This is a genomic window from Seohaeicola zhoushanensis (assembly GCF_014656415.1).
Classification (GTDB): Bacteria; Pseudomonadota; Alphaproteobacteria; order Rhodobacterales; family Rhodobacteraceae; genus Seohaeicola_A; species Seohaeicola_A zhoushanensis.
The window spans coordinates 24,375-46,191 of sequence record NZ_BNCJ01000022.1 but is presented as its reverse complement, the minus strand read 5'-3'; the positions used below and the strand labels follow the sequence as shown (position 1 = coordinate 46,191).

Annotated in this window: 20 protein-coding genes; 10 read left to right on the top strand and 10 right to left on the bottom strand. The window is 67.3% G+C overall.

The window, feature by feature from the left end; translation table 11 throughout:
• Nucleotides 1–101: 101 nt before the first annotated feature.
• Nucleotides 102–614 carry an SRPBCC family protein gene (locus IE266_RS22610; protein WP_189682407.1) on the bottom strand — a complete coding sequence of 171 codons (513 nt, stop codon included), beginning with the start codon at nucleotides 612–614 and terminating at the stop codon, nucleotides 102–104.
• 132 nt (nucleotides 615–746) lie between these two features.
• Here IE266_RS22610 and IE266_RS22605 point away from each other — a divergent pair, with 132 nt between their 5' ends.
• From IE266_RS22605 to IE266_RS22585, 5 genes are all read left to right on the top strand, one after another.
• Nucleotides 747–1,727, top strand: coding sequence for a DMT family transporter (locus IE266_RS22605; RefSeq protein ID WP_189682406.1), 981 nt, complete (start codon nucleotides 747–749; stop codon nucleotides 1,725–1,727).
• Between the two features lie 244 nt (nucleotides 1,728–1,971).
• Entirely contained in the window at nucleotides 1,972–3,399 is a 1,428-nt protein-coding gene (locus IE266_RS22600; protein WP_189682405.1) for a circularly permuted type 2 ATP-grasp protein, read from the top strand.
• 3 nt (nucleotides 3,400–3,402) lie between these two features.
• Nucleotides 3,403–4,344, top strand: a complete 942-nt coding sequence (locus tag IE266_RS22595) for an alpha-E domain-containing protein (RefSeq protein ID WP_189682404.1) — start codon at nucleotides 3,403–3,405, stop codon at nucleotides 4,342–4,344.
• Between the two features lie 14 nt (nucleotides 4,345–4,358).
• A complete protein-coding gene (locus IE266_RS22590) occupies nucleotides 4,359–5,156 on the top strand; it encodes a transglutaminase family protein (RefSeq protein WP_189682403.1) in 798 nt (265 codons plus the stop codon).
• Nucleotides 5,157–5,195: 39 nt separating this feature from the next.
• A complete protein-coding gene (locus IE266_RS22585; RefSeq protein ID WP_189682402.1) occupies nucleotides 5,196–5,927 on the top strand; it encodes a proteasome-type protease in 732 nt (243 codons plus the stop codon).
• A 151-nt stretch (nucleotides 5,928–6,078) separates the two neighbouring features.
• Here the strand turns inward: IE266_RS22585 and IE266_RS22580 are convergent, their stop codons facing one another.
• The gene (locus IE266_RS22580) at nucleotides 6,079–6,855 is read right to left on the bottom strand and encodes an SDR family oxidoreductase (protein ID WP_189682401.1); all 777 of its coding nucleotides are present in this window, start codon (nucleotides 6,853–6,855) and stop codon (nucleotides 6,079–6,081) included.
• A gap of 116 nt (nucleotides 6,856–6,971) precedes the next feature.
• Here IE266_RS22580 and kce point away from each other — a divergent pair, with 116 nt between their 5' ends.
• Nucleotides 6,972–7,901 (top strand): 3,5-dioxohexanoate:acetyl-CoA acetone transferase, encoded by a 930-nt coding sequence (gene kce, locus IE266_RS22575; RefSeq protein WP_189682400.1) that lies wholly within the window; start codon nucleotides 6,972–6,974, stop codon nucleotides 7,899–7,901.
• A 122-nt stretch (nucleotides 7,902–8,023) separates the two neighbouring features.
• Here the strand turns inward: kce and IE266_RS22570 are convergent, their stop codons facing one another.
• The 4 genes from IE266_RS22570 to IE266_RS22555 are packed head-to-tail and all read right to left on the bottom strand — an operon-like array spanning nucleotide 8,024 to nucleotide 11,911.
• On the bottom strand, nucleotides 8,024–8,785 hold the full coding sequence (locus tag IE266_RS22570) for an SDR family NAD(P)-dependent oxidoreductase (protein WP_189682399.1): 762 nt from the start codon (nucleotides 8,783–8,785) through the stop codon (nucleotides 8,024–8,026).
• Complete coding sequence (locus tag IE266_RS22565) at nucleotides 8,782–9,705, bottom strand: SDR family oxidoreductase (RefSeq protein WP_189682398.1); 924 nt, start codon at nucleotides 9,703–9,705, stop codon at nucleotides 8,782–8,784. The genes IE266_RS22570 and IE266_RS22565 overlap by 4 nt, the downstream gene beginning before the upstream one ends.
• The gene (locus IE266_RS22560) at nucleotides 9,702–10,598 is read right to left on the bottom strand and encodes a bile acid:sodium symporter family protein (RefSeq protein WP_189682397.1); all 897 of its coding nucleotides are present in this window, start codon (nucleotides 10,596–10,598) and stop codon (nucleotides 9,702–9,704) included. The genes IE266_RS22565 and IE266_RS22560 overlap by 4 nt, the downstream gene beginning before the upstream one ends.
• A complete protein-coding gene (locus IE266_RS22555; protein WP_189682396.1) occupies nucleotides 10,595–11,911 on the bottom strand; it encodes a flavin-containing monooxygenase in 1,317 nt (438 codons plus the stop codon). The genes IE266_RS22560 and IE266_RS22555 overlap by 4 nt, the downstream gene beginning before the upstream one ends.
• A 117-nt stretch (nucleotides 11,912–12,028) precedes the next feature.
• Here IE266_RS22555 and IE266_RS22550 point away from each other — a divergent pair, with 117 nt between their 5' ends.
• On the top strand, nucleotides 12,029–12,637 hold the full coding sequence (locus IE266_RS22550) for a TetR/AcrR family transcriptional regulator (RefSeq protein ID WP_229864398.1): 609 nt from the start codon (nucleotides 12,029–12,031) through the stop codon (nucleotides 12,635–12,637).
• A gap of 12 nt (nucleotides 12,638–12,649) precedes the next feature.
• Here the strand turns inward: IE266_RS22550 and IE266_RS22545 are convergent, their stop codons facing one another.
• Nucleotides 12,650–13,546 (bottom strand): LysR family transcriptional regulator, encoded by an 897-nt coding sequence (locus tag IE266_RS22545; RefSeq protein WP_189682394.1) that lies wholly within the window; start codon nucleotides 13,544–13,546, stop codon nucleotides 12,650–12,652.
• A gap of 117 nt (nucleotides 13,547–13,663) precedes the next feature.
• Between IE266_RS22545 and IE266_RS22540 the strand changes: the two genes are divergently transcribed.
• Genes IE266_RS22540 through IE266_RS22530 form a run of 3 tightly spaced genes read left to right on the top strand, consistent with a single transcriptional unit; the run spans nucleotide 13,664 to nucleotide 15,936 of the window.
• Nucleotides 13,664–14,086: a DoxX family protein gene (locus tag IE266_RS22540; RefSeq protein ID WP_189682393.1), complete on the top strand. Its 423-nt coding sequence runs from the start codon at nucleotides 13,664–13,666 to the stop codon at nucleotides 14,084–14,086.
• A gap of 50 nt (nucleotides 14,087–14,136) precedes the next feature.
• Complete coding sequence (ygiD, locus tag IE266_RS22535; RefSeq protein ID WP_189682392.1) at nucleotides 14,137–14,970, top strand: 4,5-DOPA-extradiol-dioxygenase; 834 nt, start codon at nucleotides 14,137–14,139, stop codon at nucleotides 14,968–14,970.
• 3 nt (nucleotides 14,971–14,973) lie between these two features.
• Nucleotides 14,974–15,936: a glutathione S-transferase family protein gene (locus IE266_RS22530; protein ID WP_189682391.1), complete on the top strand. Its 963-nt coding sequence runs from the start codon at nucleotides 14,974–14,976 to the stop codon at nucleotides 15,934–15,936.
• 2 nt (nucleotides 15,937–15,938) lie between these two features.
• Here the strand turns inward: IE266_RS22530 and IE266_RS22525 are convergent, their stop codons facing one another.
• From IE266_RS22525 to IE266_RS22515, 3 genes are all read right to left on the bottom strand, one after another.
• Nucleotides 15,939–17,072, bottom strand: a complete 1,134-nt coding sequence (locus IE266_RS22525) for an acyl-CoA dehydrogenase family protein (RefSeq protein WP_189682390.1) — start codon at nucleotides 17,070–17,072, stop codon at nucleotides 15,939–15,941.
• A 117-nt stretch (nucleotides 17,073–17,189) separates the two neighbouring features.
• On the bottom strand, nucleotides 17,190–18,572 hold the full coding sequence (locus tag IE266_RS22520; RefSeq protein ID WP_189682389.1) for an efflux transporter outer membrane subunit: 1,383 nt from the start codon (nucleotides 18,570–18,572) through the stop codon (nucleotides 17,190–17,192).
• Nucleotides 18,573–18,663: 91 nt separating this feature from the next.
• A complete protein-coding gene (locus IE266_RS22515) occupies nucleotides 18,664–21,807 on the bottom strand; it encodes a multidrug efflux RND transporter permease subunit (protein WP_189682388.1) in 3,144 nt (1,047 codons plus the stop codon).
• Nucleotides 21,808–21,817 lie beyond the last annotated feature (10 nt).

Genomic DNA, 21,817 nt, shown 5'->3' with positions numbered 1-21,817 from the left:
TGCGACCTCGCCTCACCCCCCAAAAAAACGTCACTCACCCAAAACCAAGCAAAATCAATCCCTTGCTCCCTGTCCTAGCTGGGACACGCCTTTGGACGGCCTCACCCCCGTCCGGTGAGCCGCCCGAGCCAGCCCTTTTTCTCCCCCTCCGGCTCCCCCTCGGGGGTTTCGGACGGACCCTCCAGGTGGCTCACCAGGCGCGAGAAGAACTCGTCGGCCATCTTCTTGGCAAAGCCGTCGATCAGCCGGCTGCCGAGCTGGGCCAGCTTGCCGCCGACCTTCGCCTCGACCTCGTAGGCCAGCAGGGTGCCGCCCTCGATCGGGCTCAGCCTCACCACCGCGCCGCCCTTGGCGAACCCCGCCGCGCCGCCCTTGCCCTCGCCGGTGATGGTCAGCTTCTCGTTCTCGACCATGTCCGACATGGTGACCTGCCCGGTGAAGGTCGCCTTCACCGGCCCCACCTTCTGCACCACCGTGGCAGTATAGCCCTCGGCCGGGGTGCCGCTCACCTCCTGCGCGCCCGGCACGCAGAGTTTCAGAACCTCGGGGTCCAGCAGCGCCGCATAGACGGTGGCCGGTTCCGCCTTGATCTCGCGCTGTTCGCTCATCTGCATGATCGTTCCTCCATCTGCACGCCGTTTCCCGAGTCCTAGCCCAAGCCACCCGCGCGGCCAAGCCGTCGCGCGCGGCCTTCCGCAGGCCATCGCGCTCTGCTAGCTCGGCGCTACAGGCAAGGAGAGGCGGACATGCAGGGCAGCACGAGCAACCGGCCGGGCGCGGCGATCGGCTTCGTCCTGGCGGCGATGCTGGGGATCTCGGTCAACGACGTGATGATCAAGTCGCTCTCGGGCGGCTACGCCCTGCACCAGATCGTCTTCCTGCGCGCCATCTTCGGCATCGGCCTGTCGCTGCTGCTGGTCCAGATCGAAGGCGGCCTCGGGTTGCTGCGCACCCGCACGCCGCTGCTGCACGCCCTGCGCGGGCTGCTGGTGGTGGTCTCGAACATGACCTACTTCGCCGCGCTCGCCGTGCTGCCGCTGGCCGATGTCACCGCCCTGTTCTTCGTCGCGCCGCTGTTCATCACGCTGCTCTCGGTGCCGGTGCTGGGCGAACGTGTCGGCCCGCTGCGCCTGGGCGCGGTCACCGTGGGGTTCGCCGGGGTGGTCATCATGCAGCAGCCCTGGGCCGGGTCGGCCACGCTGGGGGTCAGCCGCTGGGTGATGCTGCTGCCGGTGCTCTCGGCGCTCTGCTATGCCTTCCAGCAGGTGCTGACCCGTCGGCTCGGCATCAGCACCCGCGCCTCGGTGATGACGGTCTATATCCAGGTCACCTTCATCCTGGTCTCGCTGGCCTTCTACGCCGTGGCCGGCGACGGCCGCTTCGCCGAGGGCCAGGAGAGTGCGAGCCTGGTCTTCCTGCTGCGCGCCTGGCAGATGCCCGAAGGTAGCGACTGGTGGATTCTGGCAGCACTAGGGCTCAACTCCACCCTGGTCGGCTATTGCCTGAGCCAGGCCTACCGGCTGGCCAATGCCGCCACCATCGCCCCCTTCGAATACTCGGCACTGCTGCTGGCGGTGTTCTGGGGCTGGGTCTTCTTCGCCACCCTGCCCGGCCTGCCGGTCTGGGCCGGCATGTCGCTGATCGCCGCCTCGGGCCTCTTCGTCTTTGCCCGCGAGCGGATCAAGGCACGAGCGGTAGCCGGGACCAAGCGGTTCTGGCGACGCTAGGCGGGCTGGCTTTGCCCCCTCACCCCTGGAGGGGAGAGGGTCCGGGACAAGGGGGCGCCGGGCATGCCCGGCATGGCCCCTGAATACTACCTGAAGTTGAATCTGTAAATGGCTTGCAACCCAGAAGCCGTTTACCTAGCGTTAATTTGCCCAAGAAACAGGCGGTTACCTCCATCTGCCACCATTTTCGGCGGAAACGCTTGCGCCCAGTTGTGCGCCGCATCGGTCTGAATAATATGAATTCATGGTCCAGAAACCGCCCCCCTTCGACGAAATGATCGCGCCGGATGGCAGCATCCGCCCCGCCTATGCCGCCTATCACGCCTGGTTCTCGGAACAGGACCCGGCGCGGCTGGCCAAGAAATCAACCGATGCGGAGGCCTTCTTCCGCCGCGTCGGCATCACCTTCAACGTCTACGGCGAAAGCGAGGCGCAGGAGCGCCTGATTCCCTTCGACCTCGTCCCGCGCATCCTCTCGGCGCGCGAATGGGCGCGGCTGGCCAAGGGGATCGAGCAGCGCGTCTCGGCGATCAACGCCTTCCTGCACGACATCTACAACCGCCAGGAGATCCTGCGCGCCGGCCGCCTCCCCGAACGGCTGATCGCCGAGAACGAGGCCTTCCTGCCGCAGATGCTCGGCTTCACCCCGCCGGGGCGGGTCTATACCCATATCGTCGGCACCGACATCGTGCGCACCGGCGAGAACGACTTCTACGTGCTCGAGGACAACGCCCGCACCCCGTCGGGCGTCTCCTACATGCTCGAAGACCGCGAGACGATGCTGCAGATGTTCCCCGAGCTGTTCAGCCGGGTGCGGGTGCAGCAGGTCAGCGACTACCCCAAGAGCCTGCGCCGCTCGCTCGCGGCCTGCGCCCCCGAGAGCTGCACCGGCAAGCCCACCATCGCGGTGCTGACGCCGGGCATCCACAACTCGGCCTATTTCGAACACTCCTTCCTTGCCGACCAGATGGGCGCGGAACTGGTCGAGGGGCATGACCTCAAGGTCATCGACGGCCATATCGCCATGCGCACGACCCAGGGCTACAAGGTCATCGACGTGCTCTATCGCCGGGTCGACGACAACTTCCTCGACCCGCTGACCTTCAACCCGGAATCCATGCTCGGCGTCCCCGGCATCATGGATGTCTACCGCGCCGGCAACATCACCATCGCCAACGCGCCCGGCACCGGCATCGCCGACGACAAGGCGATCTATTCCTATATGCCCGACATCGTCGAGTTCTACTCGGGCGAGAAGGCGATCCTGAAGAACGTCGACACCTTCCGCTGCGGCGAACCCGAGGCACTGAAATACGTGCTCGACAACCTCAAGGAGCTGGTGGTCAAGGAAGTCCACGGCTCCGGCGGCTACGGGATGCTGGTCGGCCCCGCCGCCAGCAAGGCCGAGCTGGAGACCTTCACCGCCAAGCTCAAGGCCAACCCGGGCAACTACATCGCCCAGCCGACGCTGGCACTCTCCACCGTGCCGATCCTGGTCGACAAGGGGCTGGCGCCCCGCCACGTCGACCTGCGGCCCTTCGCGCTGGCCAGCCCGCGCGGCATAGACATCGTGCCCGGCGGGCTGACCCGTGTCGCGCTCAAGGAGGGGTCGCTCGTCGTCAACTCCAGCCAGGGCGGCGGCACCAAGGACACCTGGGTGCTGGAGGACTAGACCATGCTCGGCAAGACCGCAGGCGGCCTGTACTGGATGTTCCGTTACCTCGAGCGCGCCGAGAACATCGCGCGCCTCGTCGAGGCCGGGTTCCGCATGGCCCTCACCCGCTCCTCCATCTCGGCCTCGGAATGGGAGTCCGTGCTGACCACGTCAGGCGTGCTGAATGCCTTCAACGCGCGTTATGACAAGTGGACGGCCAAGGACGTCATCGACTTCATGCTGCGCGATCCCTCGAACGTGTCGAGCGTGCTGACCATCGTGAAGAACGCGCGGGACAACGCGCGCCTGGTCCGCACCGCCCTGACCGGCGAGGTCTGGGAGGCGGTCAACGACAACTGGATGACGCTGAACCAGCTGCTGGCCAAGCCGGTGCGCGAGGCGGAACTGCCCGAGGTGCTGAACACCATCCGCCAGCACAGCGCCCTGGTGCGCGGCGCGCTGCACGGCACCATGCTGCGCAACGACATCTACTACTTCTCGCGGATGGGCACCTTCATCGAACGGGCCGACAACACCGCGCGTATCCTCGACGTCAAGTATTACACCCTGCTGCCGCATTCGAGCTTTGTCGGCTCCAACCTCGACAACGTGCAGTGGGAGACGATCCTGCGCTCGGTCTCGGCGCATCGCTCCTACCGCTGGCTGGGCGAGGACGACATGACCGCCCCCGGCATCGCGCGCTACCTGATCCTCGACCGCCGCCTGCCGCGTTCGCTGGCCTTCTGCGCCGACCAGACGGTCAAGAACCTCGACCTGCTGGGCGAGGAATACGGCGACCAGCGGCCCTGTTACGAACTGGCCTCGCAGATCCGCGCGCGGCTGCGCAACCGGACCATCGAGGAGATCTTCGACGAGGGGCTGCACGAATACATCAGCCGCTTCATCGGGATGAACAACGCGCTGGGCGCGCAGATCGAAACCGATTACCGTTTCAATGGCTAAACCAGGACCGGCGCGTGCTACTGACCATCTCCCATACAACCGTCTACACCTATGACGCCCCGGTGAGCTATGCGCTCCAGCGGCTGCGCCTGCGGCCGCTGAGCAACCGTCAGCAGAAGGTGCTGTCCTGGGATCTCGACATCGAGGGCGGCCAGCGGCAGGTGAGCTACATCGACCATTACGGCAACCAGACCGACCTGGTGTCGATGGACGACGGGTCCGACCAGCTGAAGATCACTGCGCGCGGCAAGGTCGAGACGACCGACACCGTCGGCGTGCTGGGCTTCGTGCCAAGCCCGGTGCCGATGTGGCACTATCGCCAGCAGACCGCGCTGACCGAGCCGGGCGCGGCGATCCGGGCGCTGGCCGAGGAGATCGACACCAGCGGCGGGCCGCTCGCGGCGATGCACGCGCTTTCAGAACGGATCGCGGGCCAGGTCGCCTATGAACCCGGCACCACCTATGCCGCCACCCCGGCCGAGGATGCGCTGACCGGCGGCAAGGGCGTCTGCCAGGACCACGCGCAGATCTTCATCTCGGCCGCGCGCGCGGCGGGGGTGCCGGCGCGCTATGTCAGCGGCTACCTGATGCTCGACGACCGGATCGAACAGGAGGCCGGCCACGCCTGGGCCGAGGCCTGGCTGCCGGATCTGGGCTGGGTCGGCTTCGACGTCTCGAACGGATATTGCCCGGACGACCGCTATGTCCGGGTCGCCTCGGGGCTGGATTACCGCCAGGCCGCGCCCGCCGCGGGGATGCGGCAAGGCTTTGGCAACGAAACCATGATTGTGTCGCTGCAAGTGCAGCAGTAATGATGCTGCAATGCGCAACGTCGGCAGCCGGATCCCTTCATGACCTATTGTGTCGGCCTGAAACTGAACCGCGGACTGGTCTTCATGTCCGATACCCGGACCAATGCGGGTGTCGACAACTTCTCGATGACGCGGAAGATGTTCACCTGGGAAGTGCCGGGCGACCGGCTCATCACCATCATGACCGCCGGCAACCTGGCGACGACGCAGTCGCTGATCAGCCTGCTCGAGGAACGTTCCAAGGCCACGCGCGAGCGTGACCCCTCGATCCTGCGGGCGCCGACCATGTTCCAGGTCGCCCGCCTCGTCGGCGCGACCCTGCGCGAGATCATCGCCGAAAGCGCCCCCACCGGCAGCAACAGCGACAGCCCCTTCCGCGCCTCGCTGATCGTCGGCGGACAGGTCAAGGGCAGCCAGCCGACGCTGTTCCTGGTCTACCCCGAGGGCAATTTCATCGAGGCCACGGCCGAGACCCCCTATTTCCAGATCGGCGAAGCCAAATACGGCAAGCCGATCCTGGTGCGCGCCTTCGATCCGGAGATGACCTTCAGCGAGGCGGCCAAGCTGCTGCTGGTCTCCTTCGATTCGACGGTGAAGGCCAACCTCTCGGTCGGCCTGCCCTTCGACCTGCAGACCTACGAGAAGGACAGCTTCAAGGTCGACCGGCAGATACGCATCGCCATGGACGACCCGATGTACCAGTCGATCTCGACCGGCTGGGGCGATGCCCTGCGCGAGGCCTTCAACTTCCTGCCCTCGTACGAACTCTAGGGCACCCCGGCAGGCCTCGGAGTCCGGGGTTTCGACTCTGTCCCGAAGTGTCCCGGATTCACTCCCTGAATTTTATCATTAAAATCAGTATATTGAGAAGCGTCCTAGCTGGGACGCTTTCAGAAGCCCTGTTTTCCCGCCCCGAAGCGCCTCAATTCAGCGCCTCCAGATCGCCGCAGATGCTGATCGCCTGCCCCGAAATCGAGGCCCCGTGACGCGAGGCAAGGTAGACCGCCATGTCCGCCAGCTCACTCTGCGGCACCAGCCGTTTCAGCGATCCATGCGCCATCGATGCGGCCTGCTGCTCCGCCGCCGTGATCCCCTTCGCCGCCGCCTTGCTGGCAAACACCGCCTGGATCCGCGGCCCGTCCACCAGCCCCGGCAGCAGCGCATTCACCCGGATCCCGTCCCCGCCCAGCTCCTTCGCCAGCGACTTGGTGAACCCCACCACCGCCCACTTCGACGCCGCATAGGGCGTGCGCAGGGCGAAGCCCAGCCGCCCGGCGGCGGAGGAGAGGTTCAGGATGCTCGGGTTCGCACTATTCCTCAGATGCGGCACCGCCAGCCGCGTCAGGTTGAACTGCCCGGTGATGTTCACCGCCAGCGTCCGGTCCCAATCCTCCGGCGCGATCTCTTCCACCGCGCCGGTCGGCCCGGCGATGCCGGCATTGTTCACCAGACAGTCGATCCCCCCGAGCGTGGCAACACAGGCCGCCAGCCAGCCCGCGACCGATCCCCGGTCGGCCACGTCGCAGGGCGCCGAAAGCAGCGCCGGATCGCTCCCGGCCAGCGCCGCCAGCGCGGCGGCATTGGCGTCGCCGATGAAGACCCGCGCCCCCTCGGCCGCGAAGTGCCGCGCCATTTCCAGCCCGATCCCCGACCCCGCCCCCGAGATCGCCACCCGCAGCCCGTCCAGTCCCATGTCCATGCCTGTCCTCCCTGTCCTGCCCGAACACTCGCAGAGCCCGCGCGGCAGGACAACGCCCTTCCCAGACGCGCCGCGCCCGGTCATGGTGACGCGCAAGCGTCTGGAGGAGAGACCACATGGCCCCGAGGAAAGTCATCATCACCTGCGCCGTCACCGGCGCGATCCACACCCCCTCGATGTCGCCGCAGATCCCGATCACCGCGCAGGAGATCGCCGACGCCGCCATCGGCGCCGCCGAGGCCGGGGCCGCCATCGTCCACCTGCACGCGCGCGACCCGAAGGACGGCCGCCCCGACCAGTCGCCCGAACTCTTCGAACCCTTCCTGCGCACGATCAAGCAGCGCTCGGACTGCGTGGTGAACATCACCACCGGCGGCTCGCCCGCGATGACGGTCGAGGAGCGCATCCGCCCGGTCGTGACATTCAAACCCGAGGTCGCCTCGCTGAACATGGGCAGCATGAACTTCGGCCTCTACCCGATGCTGGAGCGTTTCAAGGAGTTCCGGCACGACTGGGAGCGGCCCTATCTCGAAGGTTCCGACGACCGGATCTTCAAGAACACCTTCAAGGACATTGCCGGCATCCTCACAACCTGCGCCGAGAACGGCACGCGGTTCGAGATCGAGTGCTACGATATCGGCCACCTCTACACGCTGGCGCATTTCGTCGACCGCGGGCTGGTGAAGCCGCCCTTCTTCGTGCAGTCGGTCTTCGGCATCCTCGGCGGGATCGGCGGCCACCCCGAGGACGTGATGCATATGAAGCGCACCGCCGACCGGCTGTTCGGCGACGCCTATCGCTGGTCGGTGCTGGGCGCGGGCAAGAACCAGATGTCGATCGCCGCCACCGCCGCCGCCATGGGCGGCAACGTGCGCGTGGGGCTGGAGGATTCGCTCTGGATTGGGCCGGGCCAGCTCGCGAGGTCGAATGCCGAGCAGGTGAGCCGCGTGCGCACCATCATCGAGCAATTGGGTCTGGAGATCGCCACCCCGGCCGAGGCGCGGGAGATGCTGCAGTTGAAGGGCGCGGACCGGACGGCGTTCTGAATGCGTAGCGAGAGAGGGGGCGCTGCCCCCGCCGCCTTCGGCGGCTCCCCCGGAGATATTTGGAAAGAGAAGAAGATCAGGGGGCCGGTCGAAGCAGGACAGGTCGCGCTTGTGGCGGGCTGCTAGGACTGCCCGCTGATGTTCCTGACCATCAGCCGTTCGAACAGGGAGGGGGACAGGCGGTTGATCCACCAGGCCAGCCTTGCGACCCGGCCGACCGGGATGAAGGGCGCGCCCCTGTCGAGCCCCCTGAGGATCACTGCCGCCGCGTCGTCTGGCGTCATGTAGTCCACCCCGTCCTTTGCCGAGCCGGGGCGGACGATGCCGTCCTCGGTGCGCTCGGCATTGCCGAGGTTGGTGGCGACAAAGCTCGGCGCGGCGATCTGGACGCGGACGCCATGGGGGGCTTCCTCGGAGCGGAGCGAACCGAAAAGGCCCTCGAGCGCGTGTTTCGAGGCGGCATAGGCCGTGCGCCGGTAAAGCGGGCTGAAGCCGGCGACCGAGGAAATCGCGAGATGGGTGCCCCTGGCCTGCCGCAGCGGTTGCAGGAAGCCGCGCGCCATGGCGACGGCGGCGAAATAGTTGATCTCGAAGACGCGGCGGTGGGTGGCGTCGGGGGTGTCCTCAAAGGCGGCGATTTGCGAGATTCCGGCGTTGTAGATCACCAGATCGATCGAGGGACGCGCGGCGACGACCTTTGCGATGGCCGCGTCCAGCGCGGAGGGGTCGGTCAGGTCGACCTGTACCGGGGTCTGTGCACTGGTGGTCTCCAGCCCCGCGATGTCGCGGTCGAGCAGCACCGTGTGCCAGCCCCGCGCCTGCAGCGCGCGCGCCAGTGCCCGGCCCAAACCGCCGTTGCCGCCGGAGATGACCGCCGTTTTCACAGCCCCGCCTCGCGCCGCCAGAGATCGAAGACCTGCGCCGAGGTCAGTTCGGGCACATAGCCGAAGACCCGTTTCAGCGCGTCATTGGCCAGCACCGGGCGGTATTGCAGGAAGCGCACCTGTTCCGGGCCGTAGCGCGACAGGCGCAGTGGATGGGCCAGCGCCAGCGCCGCCTTCAGCGCCCAGGCCGGCAGGCGCAGCACGCCCTTGCCCAGCGCGCGGGCGAGGTCGTCGACCGTCAACGCGCCGTCGCCCGCGACGTTGAAGATGCCCGCCGGCCCATCGGTCGCGGCGCGGTGTAGAATGCGGGCGAGGTCGCGGGTCCAGATGAACACGAAGGGGCTGTCACTGCCGGCGATTGCCAGCAGGCGTGGCTTGCGGAAGAGCGCGGTGATCTGGTTCTCGGTCCCCGCCCCAAGCACGGTGCCGACGCGCAGCACCACCTGCTCCAGCTGCGGCGCCGCGGCGCGCGCCTCGGCCAGCATCTCCTCGACCTGGCGCTTGTGGTCGGCATAGGCGAATTCCGGGTTGCCGCGGCAGGGATCGCTTTCGCGCAGGGGCACCGGGTTGTCGGCGTGATAACCGTAGGCCGCGCCGGAACTGGTGACGACCAGCCGCCGCACGCCGTTCGCCAGGCAAGCGTCGAGCACCCTGCGGGTGCCGGTGACGTCCACTGCATAGGCCGTCTCGCGCCCCATCCCAGGCGGCGGGGTGACGATGGAGGCAAGATGCACCACCACCTCGGGGCGCAGCCGGGCGATCAGCCGGGCGGGGTCGTCGGTGGTGACGTCCATCCGCTCGAACCGAGTGCCCTCGGGCAGGGCATCGGCGCGCAGGTCGGTGGCGACCACATCCTCGCCCGCCAGTTCGGCCAGCAGGGCGCGGCCAACCATGCCGGCGGCTCCGGTCACGAGGATCATCGCGCTGCCTCGGTGCGGGCCATCAACGCGGCCAGTCCGATACCCGAGATCGCGTGCCAGATGCCCCAGAAGGCCGCCGCCACCGCCATGCCGCCCAGCCCGCCGAAGAAGCCGAAGATCAGCACCAGGCCGAGGCCCGAGTTCTGGATCCCGGTCTCGATGGTCACGGCGCGGCGGTCATAGGGGCTGAGCCGGGCCAGCGTCGCCAGCGCATAGCCACCGCCCAGCGCCAGCGCGTTGTGGATCACCACCAGCAGCGCGACATAGCCCGCGTATTGCAGGAAATAGCCCCAGTTGGCCGCCAGGGCGAGCACGATGAAGGCCACGAAAATCCCCATCGAGAGCCATTGCAGCGGCTTCCTCAGCCGCGCCGTCAGCGCCGGGCGCACGACATTCAGCGAGACGCCAAGCACCAGCGGCAACACCAGCATCAGACCAACGGTCACCGCCACCTGCACAGGGTCGATATGGGTGGCGCGCAGGATCTCGCGCGTGGGGGCATAGAGGTTGCCCCAGAAGGCGATGTTGAACGGCGTCAGCACGATGGCCCCGACCGTGGCAATCGCCGTCATCGAGACCGAGAGCGCCGCGTTGCCGCCGGCGCGATGGGTGATGAAGTTCGAGATATTGCCGCCCGGACAGGCGGCGACCAGGATCAGCCCCAGCGCTATCGAAGGGATCGGCTGCACGACCGAGACCAGCAGGAAGGTCAGCGCCGGCAGCAGCAGGAACTGCGAGGTGAGCCCCACCACCAGCGACCGCGGCGCCCGCAGCAGGGCGCGGAAGTCGCGCGGTTTCAAGTCGATGGCGATCGAGAACATCACCACCGCGAGGATCGCGTTCAACAGGGTCAGCGAGGCGGGGCTGAAGTTCAGCGTGACATCGTCGATCATTTCGTGCCTCCGCCCAGCGCCTTGATCCAGCCCTTGACCGCGCCGCGATAGGTGGCCTTGTCGACGTAATAGGCCATGCGCGGCAGCTTGAGGTAATTCATTCCGCCGGTCGCGCGGGCAAAACCGCCGGCCTTCTCGTCCTTGAGCAGTTTCGCCGCCGTGCTGCCCGACTTCAGGCCCTGGACATAGCGCACCACCATCTCGGCCTGTTCGTGGCGGCCCTGCCAGCCAAGGCCGCTGGCCTCAACCATGCCCAGCACGAAGAGGTCATCGCGCGCGGGATGCATCGCGTTCAGGAACAGGTGCGGCGCGTCGCCCTGCCAGTTCAGCTCGGCCCGGTCGATGAAGGGATAGTCGAGCTTGTAGCCCGTCGCGGCCAGGATCATGTCGTAGTCGGCGTGCGAGCCGTCCTTGAAGTGAACCGTCTGCCCGTCGAAGCGGTCGATGTCGGGGCGGATCGTCAGGTCGCCGTGGCCGGCATGGTAGAGCACCAGCGAATTCACCACCGGATGGCTTTCGTAGAGCCTGTAATCAGGCTTGGGGAAGCCGTATTTCTGCGGGTTGCCGACGAACCAGCCCAGGATCATCGCGTCGACCCTGCGCTTGAGCCACATCGGCAGCTTGATCGCGCCGCCCAGCGTGTCGGCCGGCCGGCCAAAGACATACTTGGGCACGAAGTAATAGCCGCGCCGCATCGACAGGTCGCAGGAGGCCCCGTGGTGGATCGCATCCACCGCGATGTCGCAGCCCGAGTTGCCCGCGCCGATCACCAGCACGCGCTTGCCGTCGAACTGGGTGGCGGACTTGTATTGCGCGGCGTGGATGAATTCGCCGGCGAACGTGCCCTTGAAGGCGGGCAGGTTCGGCTCGGACAGCGTGCCGTTGGCGATCATCACGCCCGCAAAGACCGCCTCGTGCTCGCCCCCGGCGTCGCGCCAGCGAACGGTCCAGCCCTCGCCATCACCGCCGAGCGGGGTGCAGGACAACACCTCGGCGTTGAAGGTATAGCGGTCGTAGAGACCATAGCGTTTGGCGAAGTCGCGGAAATAGCGCGCCATCTCGCGGTGCGAGGGGTATTCGGCCACCTCGTCGCGCATCGGGAAATCGGTGAACTCTGTCATCCGTTTGGACGAGATCAGATGCGCGCTCTCGTACATGGTCGAGCGGGGGGCGGCGATGTCCCACAAGCCGCCGACGTCGGAATGCATCTCGAAGCCCCGGAAGGGCAGGCCCAACTCGGCCATCAGCTTCGCGGCAGCAAGGCCCATCGGCCCCGCCCCGATCAGGGCGAACTGGTCGCGCGTCTCTGTCATGGTTGTCCTCCGTTCGCTTATTAGATTGAACAAGCGTTCTATATAAGGCAAGCTGAAAAGATGCAGAGCGCAGTCAGGTCAGGACGGGAACGCCAGCGCGCCCCTTCGGAGCGGGCCGTGGCAACGCGTGAGAAGATCCTCGACGCGGCGGAAACTGTCTTTGCAGCCAATGGGTTCGACGGTGCCACCCTGCGCGACATGGCAGAGCTTGCCGGGGTCAGGGTGAGCCTTGTGCACCACCATGGCGAAAGCAAGGAACAGCTTTTCGAGCAGACCGTGGCGCGCCGGGCCAAGGCGCTTGCCGTCGCCCGACTCGCCGCGCTGGAGGCAGCGAAGGCGGCCGGGGAACCCGATCCTGAGGCGATTCTCGCGGCCTTCTTCCGCCCCTTCCTCGCACTGGCCGAGACCGATCCGCGCTGGCGCGCCTATGCGCGGCTGGTGGCCCATGTCTCGGCCGATCCGCGTTGGGCACATATCTCGGCGGCGCATTTCGACCCGACGGCACAGGTCTTCATCGCCGAGCTGTCGGCGCGGCTGCCGCAGGCCCCGCGCGAGGCGGTGGCGCGCGGCTTCGTCTATGCCGTCTCGGCCATGCTGGCGCATCTCACCTCGCAATGGCGGGTGCGCGCCCTGGCCGCCGAAAGCGCGCCGGCGGGGGATGATGTCGACCGATTGCTGCATTTCTGCGCCTGCGGTCTCTGCGCGGCGGCGGGGGGGCGCGGCTAGAGCCGCCCCGGCTCAGAGGATGTCGGCCTGGGCGATGTCGCGGACGGCGAAGTCGATCAGTGCGCGGATCTTGCGCGGCAGCTGGCGGCCTTCGAGATAGACCGCGCTGACCGGGATCTCTTCGCCCGCATGGTCCGGCAGCACCGGGACGAGACGGCCGTCGGCCAGTTCCTCGCGCGCGGCGAAGCGCGGCAGGAAGGCGATGCCGCGCCCGGCCAGCGCCAGCTGGCAGACCGCCCGCGCCGAATTGACGATGAAGCGGCCGTCCATCGAGACCGGCACCTCCTGCCCGTCGCGGTGCAGCAGCCAGCGGCGCGGTTGGCGGCGGTTGCTGTCGACGATGCAGCTGTGCCCGGCCAGATCCTCGGGCCGCTCCGGTCGCCCGGTCGCTGCGAGATAGGCGGGGCTGGCCACCATCATTACCCGCATCATCCCCAGCTTGCGGGCCTTGATCGACAGGGTGTCGCTCACGCCGACGCGAAAGGCCAGGTCGATCCCTTCGGAGGCGAGGTCGACATAGCGGTCGTCGAGCCGCAGGTCGAAGGTCAGCCGGAGATTCCCGGCGGCAAAACGGTCGAGCATCCCGGTCACATATTCCTCGCCGAAGGTGACCGGGGCCGAGATGCGGATCACCCCCGAGAAGCCGTGCGAATCCTCCGAGACACCGGCCAGCAACTCGTCGAGATCGTCGAGCAGCGCCGGGGCGCGGGCCAGCAGGTCTTCGCCCGCCGGGGTCAGACCCACCCGCCGCGTGGTGCGCTGCAGCAGGCGGACTCCCAACCGGGCCTCGAGCGCTGCGACGTATTTCGATGTCAGCCGGTTCGACACGCCCAGCTGCCCGGCCGCCGCGGTGAAGGACCCGGTCTGGGCAGTGGCGACGAAGGCGCGCAGCTCGTCGGTGATGTCCATGGTGTGATCCGGAACATTTTGTGGATACTCATTCGGCAAAGTCGCCATTTCGTGGAAATAGATCAAGGCCTATGTTCGGGACAGTTCAAAACCCCGCGCTACATCAAGGAATACGACATGGAACAGAAATCGCTCACCGACCTTGCCGCCTTCGCCCTGCGCGTTTCCAGCGGCGCCCTTCTCGTCGCCCACGGGCTGACCAAGGTGCTTGTCTTCACGATCCCCGGCACCGTCGGTTTCTTCGAAAGCCTCGGCCTCCCGGCGATTGTCGCCTATCTCACCATCCTTGCCGAACTGGGCGGTGGCCTGGCCCTGATCCTCGGCGTCGGCGTGCGCGCCGTCTCGGTCCCGCTGGTCGCCGTTCTTCTGGGCGCCGCCTGGGCCCATGCCGGCAATGGCTGGAGCTTCTCGGCCCCCGGCGGCGGCTGGGAATACCCGCTGTTCTGGGCCATCGCCCAGGCCGCGATCGGCCTGCTGGGCCGGGGCGCCTTTGCCCTGCGCCTTCCGGCGATCGACAAGGCGCTCGGCCAGTTCGCCTGACCCCTGCGGGCCGCCCCACGGGGCGGCCCCTTCATTCGAGGAGACCCGTCATGTCCAAGGCCCCCACCCTTTCGCAGCTGCGTGACAGCCTTGCGCCCAGCGCCCGGATGCCGCTGGTCTTCCTCGGCCACGGCAGCCCGATGAACGCCCTCGAGGACACCGCCTACAGCCGCGCCTGGACCGACCTCGGCCGCGCGCTGCCGCGCCCGGAGGCGATCCTCGTGGTCTCGGCGCATTGGATGACCGAGGGCACCACGCTGGTCGATGTCTCGGCCCTTCCGCGCACGATCCATGATTTCTACGGCTTCCCGCGGCCGCTCTACGAGATGACCTATCCCGCCCCCGGCAACCCGGCGCTGGCGCGCGAGGTGGCGACGCTGCTTGCCAGCCACCATGCCGAGACCGATGACCGCTGGGGTCTGGACCACGGCGCCTGGGCGGTGCTGCGGTTCCTCTACCCCGAGGCCGACGTGCCGGTGTTCCAGCTCTCGATCGACATGACGCAGGACCTGCCCCACCATGTCGAGATCGGCCGCACCCTTTCGGAGCTGCGGGACCGCGGCGTGCTGATCCTCGGGTCGGGCAACGTCGTGCACAACCTCCGCGCCATGCGGCCCGGCGGCCGTCCGCAGGACTTCGCGCTGGAGTTCGACAGCCTCTTCGCCGACCGCCTGGAAGCACGTGACTTCGATGCGCTGGCCGACCGGCCCAAGCTTGGCTCGCTGCTGCGGATGGCGCATCCGACCGTCGACCACTACCTGCCGGCGCTCACCGTGGCCGGTGCCTCGGACGCGCGCGACGACCTGACCTTCATGACCGACGCCATCGACCTCGGCTCGGTCTCGATGCGCTCCTTCGTCTTCCACGACCGCAAGGCGGCCTGAGCCATGCTGGTCGAGGGCAAGTGGACCGAGGACTGGCAGCCGGTGCAGAAGGCCGACGAGAAGGGCCGCTTCATCCGGCAGGTCTCGGAGTTCCGCAACTGGATTACGCCGGACGGCAGCGCCGGGCCGACCGGCGAGGGCGGCTTCGCCGCCGAGGCCGGGCGATACAGGCTCTATGTTGCGCTTATCTGCCCCTGGGCCTCGCGCACGCTGATCGCGCGCAAGCTCAAGGGGTTGGACGCGGTGATCTCGGTCACGGTGGTGAACCCCGAGCTGACGCCGCAGGGCTGGCGCTTTGGCGGGATGCCCGGCGCGGATGAAGACCCGCTGTTCGGGGCGCGCTACATGCACGAGATCTACACCCGCGCGCATCCGCATTACACCGGGCGGGCGACCGTGCCCGTGCTCTGGGACATGCAGCGCAACGTGATGGTGAACAACGAGAGCGCCGACATCCTGCGGATGCTCGACACCGCCTTCGAGGACCTCGTGCCGTCAGACCTGCGGCTCTACCCGGCCGAACATGCCGCCGGCATCGACGCGCTGAACGCGCGGGTCTACCGGATGCTGAACAACGGTGTCTACCGCGCGGGCTTTGCGACCACGCAGGGCGCCTATGACGAGGCTGTGGCCGAGGTCTTTGCCATGCTCGACGAGCTGGAGGCGCGGCTGAGTAGCGACTGGCTGTTCGGAGATACCGTGACCGAGGCGGATATCCGGCTGTTCGTCACGCTGATCCGTTTCGACGCCGCCTATCACGGGCTGTTCAAGACCAACCTGCGCCGGATCGCCGACTATCCCCGGTTGTCGGCCCATATGGAGCGGATGCTGCGCCTGCCGGGCCTGGCCGAGACGGTGAACCTCGACCATATCAAGCGCGGTTACTATTCGATCCGCTCGCTCAACCCCAACGGCATCGTGCCGGCGGGCCTCGCCCATGTCGAGGCACTGCTCGCCGGGCTCTGACCTCAGCCCGCCAGCGCGCGGGCGATGACCATGCGTTGGATGTCCGAGGTGCCTTCGTAGATCTGGCAGACCCGGACGTCACGGTAGATGCGTTCGACCGGGAAGTCCTCGGTATAGCCATAGCCCCCCAGCGTCTGGATCGCCGCCGAACAGACCGCCTCGGCGGTTTCCGAGGCGAAAAGCTTGGCCATCGAGGCCTCTTTCAGCGCCGGTTGGCCCGCATCGCGCAGCGCCGCGGCGTGGCGCACCAGCTGGCGCGCGCCCTCGAGGCGGGTCGCCATGTCGGCCAGCCGGAAGCCGACGGCCTGGTGGCCCATAAGCTTCGAGCCCATGCTCTCGCGCTCGCCCGCATAGGCAACCGCCACCTCCAGCGCGGCCCGCGCCATGCCGACCGATTGCGAGGCGATGCCGATGCGCCCGCCTTCGAGGTTGGAGAGCGCGATGCGATAGCCCTCGCCTTCCGCGCCCAGCAGGTTCTCGGCCGGGATCTCGCAGTTCTCGAAGGCGATCTGGGCGGTGTCCGACAGGTTCTGGCCCAGCTTCTTCTCGATCCCAGCGACGCGATAGCCCGGAGTGGCCGTCGGCACGATGAAGGCCGAAATGCCCTTCTTCCCCGCCGCCGGGTCGGTCACCGCAAAGACGATGGCGACATCGGCGTTCTGCCCCGAGGTGATGAACTGTTTGACCCCGTTCAGCACCCAGCCGGAATTGGTCCGCTCGGCCCGCGTCTTCAGCGCCGAGGCGTCGGACCCGGCGTGGGGTTCGGTCAGGCAGAAGGCGCCCAGCTGTTCGCCCCGCGCCATCGGGCGCAGAAAGCGTTGTTTCTGCTCCTCGTTGCCATAGCACAGGATCGGCACGCAGCCGACCGAGTTGTGCACCGACATGATGGTCGAGACCGCGCCATTGCCCGCCGCAATCTCTTCCAGCGCGACGGCATAGGCGATGTGGTCGGTCTTGGTGCCGTCGTATTCCTCGGGCACCAGCATTCCCATCAGGCCCAGCGCGCCCATCTCGGCGATGACCTCTTTCGGAAAGCTGTGGGAGCGGTCCCATTCGGCGCTGCCGGGCCACAGGCGGTCCGCCGCGAAACGGCGGGCCATGTCCTCTATCATGCGCTGGTTTTCGTCGAGGATCATGCCGCTCTCCCTGTCCTGCCGGTCATTTGCCGGCGCTCAGGTTGACCGCTTCGCCCGCGAGGTCAAGGCCTCGCGCGGCGGCAGGTCCGGGGCGCGCCTGGCGCCCCGGTTGGTCTGTCAGCCCAGCGGCGCGGCGGCCGCGACGCTGACCGCGACATAGCCGGCCGCATGGTCGCGCACCGCCGAGGCCAGCGCGGCGCGGGCCGACAGCAGGTTGCGTTCGGCATCCAGCACGGTGAAGAAGGTGCTCTGCCCCGAGCGATAGATCTCGCGCGCCAGCGACACGGTTTCCTGCGCCGAGGCCACCAGCCGGCGCTGCGCGACAACGTTGGCGGCACCGCGGTTATAGGCGGACAGCCCGTTCTCGACCTCTTCGATGGCATCCAGCACCGAAGCGCGCCAGCGGGTCTCGGCTTGCTGCGCACGGGCCTCGGCGGCCTTCAGGCGGGCCTTGTTGGCGCCTCCGGTGAAGATCGGCAGGCTGATCTGCGGCCCGATCGACCAGGAGGTAAGGCTGCCGCCGCCCTTGATGTCGGTCGGGGTGATGGTTCCCGACAGGGTGACCGACGGCCAGAAGGCCGCCTCGGCCACGCCGATACGCGCGGCGGCGGAGGCAAGCTGGCGCTCGGCCACCTGCACGTCGGGGCGCGCGCGGATGACTTCGGCCGGCACGCCAACCGAGGGACGGAAGCGGGCAACCGGCTGTGCCGAGCCCCGTTGCAGCATGGGCCGCAGCTCCGCTGTCCGCGAAGCGGTGAGCGTGGCCAAGCGGTTCAGCGACTGGTCGAAGCCGATCTGCAGCGAGGGCAGGTTCGCCTCGGCCTGGGCCACCGCCTGTTCGGCTTGCAGCACGTCGAGACGGTTGGCCTGTCCGAGTTCCAGCATCGACCGGGTCAGGTCGAGCGTTTCTTTCCGGCTGGCGACGCTCTGACGGGTCAGGGCGATGCTCTCCTGGAAGAAGCGCAGGTCGATATAGGCCGAGCTGACCGCCGCCGTGACGGCACGACGGGCGACCTCTTCCGAGATCTGCGCAGCTTCGAGTTCAGCGACTGCCGCCGCGCGGTTCGCCCGGTTTGCACCGAAGAGATCGAGCATCCACGAGGTCGAGAGTGTGGCAGAAGTGGAGTCGCTCACGCGGCCGATGGCATCCGGATCGCCCCGCACCGCCGCGCCGCCAGCGCGCAGGGTCGGGAAATCGGAAGCCCGCGCCAGCTGGGTGCCGGCCTCGGCCTCGTCGATGACGGCCAGCGCCTCCTGGATCGAAAGGTTGCGCGCCAGTGCGCGAAGGATCAGCTCGTCGAGCCGTCGGTCCTGGAAACTCTGGAACCAGGGAGCCTGCGCGGTCCGCGCCGGCGCGGCGACCGAGAAGGAATTCGCAAGGTCCGGCGCGCGCGCGACGAAGGGCGTGGTGGCGCAGCCCGTCAGCGCGGTCGCCATCAGAAGGGACAGAAGTACCCGCCGCGGCGGGACGAGGTTTGCTGGAAACCGGGTGCTGCTCATGTCACTGCTCTCAATTTTTTTACGTTTCGTTGACCGAAATCGTTTCCTTATCATAGCAAGGGGCGAACTTTTGTCCGCCCCCCTTCGACAATCATTCCGCAGGCGTGTTCATTACGCCGCGCTCTGGTGCGATTTTCCTGTGCGTGCCGAACAAATTCATCACGAAGACGAAGAAGACCGGCGCGAAAAGGATACCCAGAACCGTGGCCGAAATCATCCCGCCGACCACGTTGGTGCCAATCGCGTTCTGCGCCGCGGCCGAAGGGCCGGTGGCAATCGCCATCGGCACCACGCCCATGGTGAATGCCAGCGAGGTCATCAGGATTGGCCGGAAGCGCAGGCGGCAGGCTTCGACGGTGGCCGACATGAGGTCCTTCCCCTCGGCGATCAGGTCCTTGGCCACCTCGACGATCAGGATGGCGTTCTTGGCCGACAGACCGACGATGGTGATGAGGCCCACGGTGAAGAATACGTCGTTCGCCATCCCCGCCCAGGTCACCGCCGCCACCGAGCCGATGGCCCCCATCGGCACGATCAGCATCACCGACAGCGGAATCGACCAGCTGCCGTAGAGGCCCGAGAGGCAAAGGAACACGAAGAGCACCGACAGCCCGATCAGCAGCGGCGCCTGGTTGCCGCTCTCGATTTCCTGCAAGGACTGGCCGGTCCACTCGAAGGCAAAGCCCGCCGGAAGTTGCCCGGCCAGGCGCTCCATCTCGGCGATTGCATCGCCCGAGGAGAAGCCGGGAGCGGCCGCACCGTTGATGCGCACGGAGGGATAGCCGTTGTAGCCGACGATCTGCGCCGGCCCGTATCCCCATTCCGCCGTCGCGAAGGAGGACAGCGGGACCATGCCGCCCAGCGTGTTGCGCACGTTGAGCCGCATCACCGCCTCGATATCGGTGCGCGCACCGGCGTCGGCCTGGACCATCACCCGCTGCATCCGCCCGTCGTTCGGGAAGTCATTCACGTAGGCCGAGCCGAGCGCGACCGAGATGGTCCGGTTGATCTCGCCGAAGGTGACACCGAAGGCATTGGCCTTCTCGCGGTCGATCTTGAGGCTGAGCTGCGGCCCCGGCGGCAGCCCCTCGGTATAGAGCTGACCCAGCGCCGGACTTTGCGCCGCGCCCGCAAGGATCTGCCCGGCGGCGGCCTGCAAGGCGGCGTTGCCGTGGTTCGCGCGATCCTGAAGCCGGAACGAGAAGCCCGAGCTGGTGCCAAGCCCCATGATCGGCGGCGGCGAAAGCGCGAAGGCGATCGAGTCGCGGATCGAGAAGAGCATCCCGCTCAGTTTGCCGGCAATGGCCGTCGCGCTGAGGTCGGGGCGTTCGCGCTCGGACCAGTCCTTGAGGGTGATGAAGGCGAGACCCGAGTTCGCGCCCTGCCCCGAGAAGGAAAAGCCCTGCACGACCACGATGCTGTCGGTGCCCTCGGTATTGGCGACGAAGGCTTCGGCCTGCTTGGTCACTTCACGCAGTCGGAACGAGGTCGCCCCCGGAGGGCCCTGCATGTTGGCAAGCAGGAAGCCCTGATCTTCCTGCGGGATGAACGAGGTCGGAATCTGGATGTAATACCAGCCCATGCCGACGACCAGCGCCAGGTAGACCACCATCATCCGCTTGGCCCGGCGCGCCAGGCCGCCGACCAGCCCGCCATAGCCGCGCGAGGCCCGGTCGAAACCGCGGTTGAACCAGCCGAAGAAGCCGCGCTTGGCATGGCCGTGGCCCTTTGGAACCTGCTTGAGGAAGGTCGCGCAGAGCGCCGGGGTCAGCGACAGGGCCAGGAAGGCCGAGAAGGCGATCGACACCACCATGGTCAGCGAGAATTGCTGGTAGATCACCCCGACCGATCCGGGGAAGAAGGCCAGCGGCACGAAGACCGCCATGAGCGCCAACGTGATGCCGACGATGGCGCCCGAGATCTGGCCCATGGCCTTCTTGGCGGCCTCCTTGGGCGGCAGCCCTTCTTCGGACATGATCCGCTCGACGTTCTCGACCACGACGATGGCGTCATCGACCAGGATGCCGATGGCCAGCACCATCGCGAACATGGTCAGCACGTTGATCGAGAAGCCCGAGACCAGCATCACCGCCAGCGTGCCAGACAGCGCGATCGGCACCACCAGCGTGGGGATCACGGTATAGCGGAAGTTCTGCAGGAACAGGAACATCACCACGAAGACCAGCCCCACCGCCTCGAGCAGGGTGTGCACCACCTTCTCGATCGAGGCCGAGACAAAGGGCGTGGTGTCATAGGGGATCTGGTAGCCGACACCCTCGGGGAACAGCGGTTTCAGCCCCTCCATCACCCCGCGCACCCCGGCGGCGGTATCGAGCGCATTGCCGGTCGGCGAGAGCTGGATGCCGATGGCCGCGGTTTCCTGACCGTTGAGGAAGGTGCGGAAGTTGTAGAGTTCGGCGTCGATCTCGATCCGCGCCACGTCACGCAGGCGCACGAGCGAGCCGTCGTCCTGCGCACGCAGCACGATATTGCCGAATTCCTCGATTGTGCCGAGCTGGCCCGAGACCATCACCGTCGCCTGCACCTGGGTGCCCGGCGGCGAAGGGTCCGCGCCGATCGAGCCGGCGGCGACCTGGGCATTCTGCTCGGCAATGGCCGAAGTAACATCGGTCACCGAGAGGTTGAGGCCGACCAGCTTGGCCGGGTCGATCCAGACCCGCAGCGCGCGCTCGGTGGCAAAGACCTGCGCCCGCCCGACGCCGGGCACCCGGCGCACCTGGTTCACCACGTTGCGCGAGATGTAGTCGCCCAGCGCGGTGGCGTCATAGCCCGACTCTTCGGTGGCGGTCAGCGCGACCACCATCAGGAAGCTCGAACCAGCCTCCTCGACCGTGATGCCCTGCTGCTGCACCTGCTGCGGCAGCGCCGACTCGACGCGCCGCAGGCGGTTCTGGGTGTCCACCACGGCCTGCGAAATCTTGGTCCCCGACTCGAAGGTCGCGTTGATCGAGACCGATCCGGTCGCGTCCGAGGTCGATTCGAAATAGAGCAGGCCGGGAATGCCGTTCAGCTCTTCCTCGATGGGTTGCGTCACCTGCTGATACAGGTCTTCGGGCGCCGCGCCCGAGAAGCGCGTCGAGATGGTCACCTGCGGCGGGGCGACGTCGGGATATTGCGAGACCGGCAGGTTGGGCAGCGACAGCACACCGGCGAGGGTGATGAAGATCGCGATGACCCAGGCCAGGACCGGGTTGTCGATGAAGAAACGCGCCATGATGTCAGAC

Bases quoted from the DNA above. Each gene is read 5' to 3' on its own strand.
- IE266_RS22610 (WP_189682407.1), bottom strand. From the start codon at position 614: ATGCAGATGAGCGAACAGCGCGAGATCAAGGCGGAACCGGCCACCGTC.
- IE266_RS22605 (WP_189682406.1), top strand. From the start codon at position 747: ATGCAGGGCAGCACGAGCAACCGGCCGGGCGCGGCGATCGGCTTCGTC.
- IE266_RS22600 (WP_189682405.1), top strand. From the start codon at position 1,972: ATGGTCCAGAAACCGCCCCCCTTCGACGAAATGATCGCGCCGGATGGC.
- IE266_RS22595 (WP_189682404.1), top strand. From the start codon at position 3,403: ATGCTCGGCAAGACCGCAGGCGGCCTGTACTGGATGTTCCGTTACCTC.
- IE266_RS22585 (WP_189682402.1), top strand. From the start codon at position 5,196: ATGACCTATTGTGTCGGCCTGAAACTGAACCGCGGACTGGTCTTCATG.
- IE266_RS22580 (WP_189682401.1), bottom strand. From the start codon at position 6,855: ATGGACATGGGACTGGACGGGCTGCGGGTGGCGATCTCGGGGGCGGGG.
- kce (WP_189682400.1), top strand. From the start codon at position 6,972: ATGGCCCCGAGGAAAGTCATCATCACCTGCGCCGTCACCGGCGCGATC.
- IE266_RS22565 (WP_189682398.1), bottom strand. From the start codon at position 9,705: ATGATCCTCGTGACCGGAGCCGCCGGCATGGTTGGCCGCGCCCTGCTG.
- IE266_RS22560 (WP_189682397.1), bottom strand. From the start codon at position 10,598: ATGATCGACGATGTCACGCTGAACTTCAGCCCCGCCTCGCTGACCCTG.
- IE266_RS22555 (WP_189682396.1), bottom strand. From the start codon at position 11,911: ATGACAGAGACGCGCGACCAGTTCGCCCTGATCGGGGCGGGGCCGATG.
- IE266_RS22545 (WP_189682394.1), bottom strand. From the start codon at position 13,546: ATGGACATCACCGACGAGCTGCGCGCCTTCGTCGCCACTGCCCAGACC.
- IE266_RS22540 (WP_189682393.1), top strand. From the start codon at position 13,664: ATGGAACAGAAATCGCTCACCGACCTTGCCGCCTTCGCCCTGCGCGTT.
- ygiD (WP_189682392.1), top strand. From the start codon at position 14,137: ATGTCCAAGGCCCCCACCCTTTCGCAGCTGCGTGACAGCCTTGCGCCC.
- IE266_RS22530 (WP_189682391.1), top strand. From the start codon at position 14,974: ATGCTGGTCGAGGGCAAGTGGACCGAGGACTGGCAGCCGGTGCAGAAG.
- IE266_RS22525 (WP_189682390.1), bottom strand. From the start codon at position 17,072: ATGATCCTCGACGAAAACCAGCGCATGATAGAGGACATGGCCCGCCGT.
- IE266_RS22520 (WP_189682389.1), bottom strand. From the start codon at position 18,572: ATGAGCAGCACCCGGTTTCCAGCAAACCTCGTCCCGCCGCGGCGGGTA.
- IE266_RS22515 (WP_189682388.1), bottom strand. From the start codon at position 21,807: ATGGCGCGTTTCTTCATCGACAACCCGGTCCTGGCCTGGGTCATCGCG.